The sequence below is a fragment of the Acidimicrobiales bacterium genome (assembly GCA_022452145.1).
Lineage (GTDB): Bacteria > Actinomycetota > Acidimicrobiia > Acidimicrobiales > MedAcidi-G1 > UBA9410.
Genome location: JAKURY010000016.1, coordinates 46,867 through 52,866 on the forward strand (window position 1 = coordinate 46,867; position 6,000 = coordinate 52,866).

The 6,000-nt window shown below is 70.0% G+C and carries 6 protein-coding genes; 4 read left to right on the forward strand and 2 right to left on the reverse strand.

Annotated elements, in window-relative coordinates:
- The first annotated feature begins 170 nt into the window (after positions 1–170).
- Entirely contained in the window at positions 171–1,439 is a 1,269-nt protein-coding gene (locus tag MK177_07425) for a citrate synthase (protein ID MCH2427149.1), read from the forward strand.
- Between the two features lie 30 nt (positions 1,440–1,469).
- On the opposite strand, the gene MK177_07430 is transcribed toward MK177_07425, so the two are convergent.
- Both MK177_07430 and MK177_07435 read right to left on the reverse strand, forming a co-directional pair.
- A complete protein-coding gene (locus MK177_07430; GenBank protein MCH2427150.1) occupies positions 1,470–2,453 on the reverse strand; it encodes an NAD(P)H-quinone oxidoreductase in 984 nt (327 codons plus the stop codon).
- Entirely contained in the window at positions 2,453–3,640 is a 1,188-nt protein-coding gene (locus MK177_07435; protein MCH2427151.1) for an acyl-CoA dehydrogenase family protein, read from the reverse strand. The genes MK177_07430 and MK177_07435 overlap by 1 nt, the downstream gene beginning before the upstream one ends.
- 65 nt (positions 3,641–3,705) lie before the next feature.
- Between MK177_07435 and MK177_07440 the strand changes: the two genes are divergently transcribed.
- From MK177_07440 to MK177_07450, 3 genes are all read left to right on the forward strand, one after another.
- On the forward strand, positions 3,706–4,899 hold the full coding sequence (locus MK177_07440) for a M20 family metallopeptidase (GenBank protein ID MCH2427152.1): 1,194 nt from the start codon (positions 3,706–3,708) through the stop codon (positions 4,897–4,899).
- 2 nt (positions 4,900–4,901) lie between these two features.
- Positions 4,902–5,711 (forward strand): thioesterase family protein, encoded by an 810-nt coding sequence (locus MK177_07445; protein ID MCH2427153.1) that lies wholly within the window; start codon positions 4,902–4,904, stop codon positions 5,709–5,711.
- 108 nt (positions 5,712–5,819) lie between these two features.
- Positions 5,820–6,000: hypothetical protein (locus tag MK177_07450; protein ID MCH2427154.1), on the forward strand; the 181-nt coding region annotated here is incomplete at its 3' end.

Sequence of the window (6,000 nt, forward strand, 5' to 3'; positions counted from 1 at the left end):
AAATTTAACAGTTCTTTGAATACTCCCGACGGCGACAGGTGGACCTCCTGCCCGGTACCTTCGTAGACAGAACGAGGATTCGGACGTCGACGAGGACCCCCGAACCGACCGCAGCCGCCGGCCCGACCCACGGGCGCAGGCCGGCACGATCAGGCAGGAGGGATGGCACCGTGGCCGACAGCATCATGATCACCGACAACCGGACCGGCGAGACCATCGAGATCCCCCTCGTCGACGGCACAGTGTCGGCCAAGGCCTGGAGCTCGCTGCTCCCCGGCATCTGGTTCGATGACCCGTCGTTCAGCGCCACCTCGGGTGCCGACAGCGCCATCACCTACCTGGATGGCGAGGCCGGCCTGCTGCGCTACCGCGGCTACCCGATCGAACAGCTGGCCGAGCGGGCCACCTTCCTCGAGGTGGCCCACCTCCTGGTCCGAGACGAGCTCCCGGATGCTCCCAAGTTGAAGGCATGGCAGGAGGAGATCGCCGAAGCCGCCCCCATCCACGAGAACTTCCACAAGCGGATCCTCGAGGGCTTCCGGGACGACGCCCACGCCATGGGCGTCCTCGTCTCGTCGATCGCAGCCATGTCGACCTTCTGGCCGGCCAGCAAGGACATCGAGAACCCGGACCAGCGCCGCGACGAGATCGTCCGCCTCATCGCCAAGATGCCGACGTTGGCGGCAAGCGCCCACCGCCGCAGCGTCGGGTTGCCGTACGTCTTCCCCGACCCGGAACTCGACTACACGTCGAACTTCCTCTCCATGATGTTCAAGATGGGCGACTCGCCCTACGAGATCGACCCGGTGCTGCGCGACGCCCTGGACATGCTCTTCGTCCTGCATGCCGACCACGGGCAGAACTGCTCGACCACGACGGCGCGGGTGGTCGGCAGCGCCCACTCCGACCCGTACGTCACCGTGGCCGCCGCCGCCGGCGCCCTATACGGCCCGCGCCACGGCGGAGCCAACGAGGCCGTTCTGCGCATGCTCGAGGAGATCGCGGAGTTCGACGACGTCGACGACTTCGTCGCCGGGGTGAAGACCGGCGAGCAGAAGCTCATGGGCTTCGGCCACCGGGTGTACAAGAACTACGACCCCCGGGCCCGGATCGTGAAGGACACCGCCCACCGGGTCTTCGACATCACCGGCACCAACCCGCTGCTGGACATCGCCCTGAAGCTCGAGGAGGTGGCGCTGGCCGACCCCTACTTCGTGGACCGCCGGCTCTACCCCAACGTCGACTTCTACTCGGGCCTCATCTACCAGTCCATGGGCTTCCCGGTCGAGATGTTCACCGTGCTGTTCACCATCGGCCGCACCCCCGGCTGGCTGGCCCACTGGGACGAGATGCTCTCGCTGGACTCCAGGATCGCCCGACCGCGCCAGCGCTACACCGGCCCAGCCACCCGGGACGTGCCCTCCATCGACGTCCGCTGAACGGCTCCTCCGGGCCTGGCGGCCCGCAGGTCAGCCGGCGGCAATGTCCAGGACGATCTTGCCCACGCTGGCGTTGGTCTCCATGTAGGCGTGCCCCTCGGCGATGTCTGCCAGCCGATACCGGCGATCGACCACCACATCGAGGCTCCCGTCCTCGAAGCCCGGCACGACCTCGTCCTCGAAGGCCCGACTGAGGGCGACCTTCTCGTCCAGCGACCGGGCCCGCAGGGTGGTGCCGACCAGGCTGGCCCGCTTGGCCAGCAGCTTGCCCAGGCCGAAGGTGGCCGCACCGCCACCCATCAAGCCGACCTGCATGATCGTCCCGCCCACGGCCAGGGCATCGGCGTTGCGATCCAGGTAGTCGCCCCCGATGACATCCAACACCACGTCGGCACCGCGCCCGTCGGTCAACTCGTCCACCACAGCCACCCAATCCTCCGTGGCGTAGTCCACCGCACGGTCAGCCCCCAGATCCAGGCACCGGGCCACCTTCCCGGCCGAGGCGGTGACCACGACGGCGGCTCCCAGCCTGCGGCAGAGTTGTATGGCCGCCGTACCGACGCCCGACGCGCCGGCGTGGACGAGCGCCGTACCGCCCTCGCACAGGCCGCCCTGGAGGACCAGAGCGTCCCATGCGGTGATGAAGACCTCCGGTAGCGCACCGGCGACATCCAGGGGGGTCCCGTCCGGCACACGAACCGCCTGGTCCGCGTGGATGACCAGGCGTTCCGCGTGGGCCGCTCCGCCCGTGATGCCCATGACGGTGTCGCCCTCGGACCACCGGGACACCCCGTCACCGAGGGCTGACACCCGGCCGGCGAACTCCAGGCCCGGAACCTCGTGCTCCATGGGTGGGCCCGGGTAGAGGCCCATGCGCTGGAGCAGGTCGGCACGGTTCAGGGCACTGGCCACGACATCGACCATGACCTCGCCGTGTCCGGGAGTCGGCTCAGGCACGTCCATGACCCGCAGGACCTCCGGCCCGCCATAGCCGGTTATGACGGCGGCACGCATCAGCGGCTCTTCCTGAGGTCGCAATAGGCCACGTCCTTGTCAACCCGCGGCCCGCCGGGAAGGCTCAGGATGCGCTCGCCGACGATGTTCCTCTGCACCTCGTCGGTCCCTCCACGGATCGACATCGAGGGGGCGGTCAGGAACTCGAGGTGCCCGGGCGAGTCCGACAGCATCCCGGCGGCACCCTCGAGGTCCTTGCCCAGGTAGGCCCGGGCCTTGAAGGCGGCCACGCCGCGGAGCTTGGCAATCGACCCCTCCGGACCCGGAGCCCCACCGTCAGCCATGGCGGCGGCCCGGGCCGTGGCCAGCTGGTTCACGCGGTGCAGCACGTACGCCCGCATGGCCGCCTGGCGGGCGACCGGTCCGACCAGTCGGCCTGCTGCCCTCCACTCCTCCAACCAGGACGGCAGGCCGACCTCCTCGGCGTCGCCGCCGCCGAACGCCCGGCCCCCGATGGTGACCCTCTCATGGGCCAGGGTCTCCACCGTCAGGCCCCACCCCGCCCCCAGGTCACCGATCCTGTCGCCGTCGGGAACCCGGAGGTCGGATACGAACACCTCGGTGAAGTGGCGGTCACCGTTGATCTGGTCCAGCGGACGGACCTCGACCCCAGGCGACGACATCTCGACGGCGAACATGGTCAGGCCACGATGCTTGGCCACCGAGGCATCGGTCCGGGCCAGGCACATCCCCCACCGGGCGTACGCGCCGCGCGACGTCCACACCTTGGAGCCGTTCAGAATCCACTCGTCGCCGTCGCGCTCGGCCCGCATGCCGGCGTTGGCCAGGTCCGAGCCGGCGTCCGGCTCGGAGAACATCTGGCACCAGATCTCCGACCCGTCGGCAATGGGTCGCAACCACCGGTCCTGCTGCTCGGGGGTGCCCCGGTCGAGTAGGACAGGTCCCACGAGGTTCAGGCCCACGCCGTACGGGTACAGGTCGGCCACGTCGTAGTCGGCCATGGCGGAGTCGATCAGCGCCGCCTCGCCTGCGTCCGCGTCGCGGCCTCCGTGGCGGGCCGGCCAGGTCGGCACCATCCAGCCGCCCTCGACGAGGGACTCGAGGAAGCGGCACCCCGCCTCGAGGTCGTCGCTTCCGGCACCCAGCACCGTGGACGATCCGGTGGGATCACGACGATCCAGCAGGCCGCCCAGCGCCTCGTGGATCTGGTCGACGGTGGGTGGCACGGTGGCAGTCTGCCCGTTCGGTTCCGGGTCATGTGCACCCGGCGGCCCTGGGCAATGATGGGGCAATGCACGAACTCCTCGAAGCGGCCGGCACGGTCATGGACGACGTGGTCGCGCTGCGCCGCGACCTCCACCAGAACCCCGAGTTGGGCCTGGACAACCCCCGCACGCAGGCAATGGTGCTGGCAGCGCTGGACGGCCTCCCCGTGGACGTACGCACCGGCGATGGCCTGACCTCGGTGGTGGCCGACCTGACCGGGACCACCGATGGCCCGACGGTGCTACTGAGGGCCGACACCGACGCCCTCCCCATGACCGAGGACACCGACCTGGACTTCCGCTCGGCCGTCGACGGCCGGGCACATGCCTGTGGCCACGACGCCCACACCGCCATGCTGGTCGGCGCCGCGAAGGTGCTGGCCGCCCGACGCGACGAGGTCGCCGGCCGTGTCCGCTTCATGTTCCAGCCCGGTGAGGAGGGCTTCGCCGGCGCCCGGGTGATGATCGACGAGGGCGTGCTGGACGGGGTGGACCGGGCCTTCGCCCTCCACATCAGCCCCAACCAGCGGGTGGGTACCGCGTCGTGCCGGCCCGGACCCCTCCTGGCCGGCGACACGTCGATCACCGTCACCATCCGGGGGCGTGGCGGGCACGCCTCGGCCCCGCACCACGCCACCGACCCGATCCCGGCCACCGCGGCGATCATCACCGCCCTCCAGACGGCGGTAACCCGGGAGGTAGACGTCTTCGACCCGGCTGTCCTCACCATCGCCCACGTGGTGGCGGGTACCACGACCAACGTCATCCCCGAGACGGCGTTCTTCGAGGGAACCATTCGTTGCGTCTCCGAGCACACCCGGACCCGGATCCGCGAGGCGGTGGCCAGGACGGTCCGGGGCGTGGCCGAGGCCCACGGCTGCTCGGCCGACATCGACATGGTCGACGGCTACCCCGTCACGCTCAACGACGACAGCGAAGCCGCCCGGTTCGCCGAGGTGTGTCGCACCACGCTCGGAGAGGAGAGCCACCGCGTCCTTCCGGCACCCGCCATGGGCGGTGAGGACTTCTCCTACGTGCTCCAGCAGGTACCCGGTGTGATGGCGTTCCTCGGCGTGTGTCCGGCTACCGAACCGGATCCGCGGTCGGCACGGCCCCTCCACTCCAACCGCATGCTCCTCGACGAGGACGGGCTGGTGCACGGGATCGCCCTCCACGCTGCCATGGCCCTCCACCGAGGACAGGTCGCCGACCGGACCTGACCATGGCCTGGGAGGTTTCCGACTTCGCCACGCTGATGGCGCTAGAGGCCCACGGCCCCGACGTGTACGTGGGCGTCAGCCCCGAGTACCCGTGGGGCCGCGTGTACGGGGGCCAGGTGGTAGCCCAGGGCCTGCGGGCCGCCCAGGCCACCGTCGGCGCCGACCACCACGTGCACTCGCTGCACGCCTACTTCATCCGGGGCGGCACCAGCAACGAGCCCATCCGGTACGAGGTGGACCGCATCCGCAACGGCCGCTCCTTCGTGACCCGACGAGTGGTGGCCCGCCAGTCCGAGGGCGCCATCCTCAACCTGTCCTGTTCGTTCCAGGTGCACGAGGACCAGGCCGACGTCCAGGAGTCGGCCCTACCCGCCGACGTCGGCGCAGCCGGTAGTGGCGAGGTGGAGGACTGGGGCCTGCTGGGCCGACGGGTAGCCGGGCAGGCCACCGGTAGATCGTCCCTCTGGCTGCGGGTACTGGACGACCTGGGCGACGATCCGCACATGCAGGCATGTGCGCTCGCCTACACCTCCGACGACATACCGACCAACGCCGTGGGCAGCACCCACCCGCGAATCGGAGAGGTCCGCGACGACGCGACCACCTACGGGGAGGTATTCATCGGCGCCAGCCTGGACCACGCCATCTGGTTCCACAGGCCACTGCCCCCCGACGAATGGCTGCTGCACGACCACCGGTCGCACGGCCTGGCCAGCGCCAGGGGCCTCAGCGTGGGCGAGGTGTTCGCCCCGTCAGGCGTGCACGTGGCCACCGTGGCCCAGGAGATCCTCATCCGCGAACGGACTCGCTGAGCCGATGGCCCGGCAACCGGGACTAACCGGGATTCCGGCCGCGGACGCTGCTCTTCGCCTCCGCCGGGACCCCGGTGCCCACCACACCCCGTGACAGACTCGGCGACGATGGCTGAGCCAGGAAACGCCACCCCCGTCCTCGTCCACCTGTGGGGCAACCACTTCCCCACTCCGGACATCAGGGAACGGTTTCCTGAGGTGGAGTTTTTCCACGTCCCAACCGACGGGCCGGTGGGTGACGGCGTGTGGGGGGAGGCGTGCCTCACTCAGGCGGCCCACACCGAGAACT

What these genes read in the sequence shown, in the direction of transcription:
- MK177_07430 (MCH2427150.1), bottom strand. Translation starts at nt 2,453, where the DNA reads ATGCGTGCCGCCGTCATAACCGGCTATGGCGGGCCGGAGGTCCTGCGG.
- MK177_07440 (MCH2427152.1), top strand. Translation starts at nt 3,706, where the DNA reads ATGCACGAACTCCTCGAAGCGGCCGGCACGGTCATGGACGACGTGGTC.
- MK177_07445 (MCH2427153.1), top strand. Translation starts at nt 4,902, where the DNA reads ATGGCCTGGGAGGTTTCCGACTTCGCCACGCTGATGGCGCTAGAGGCC.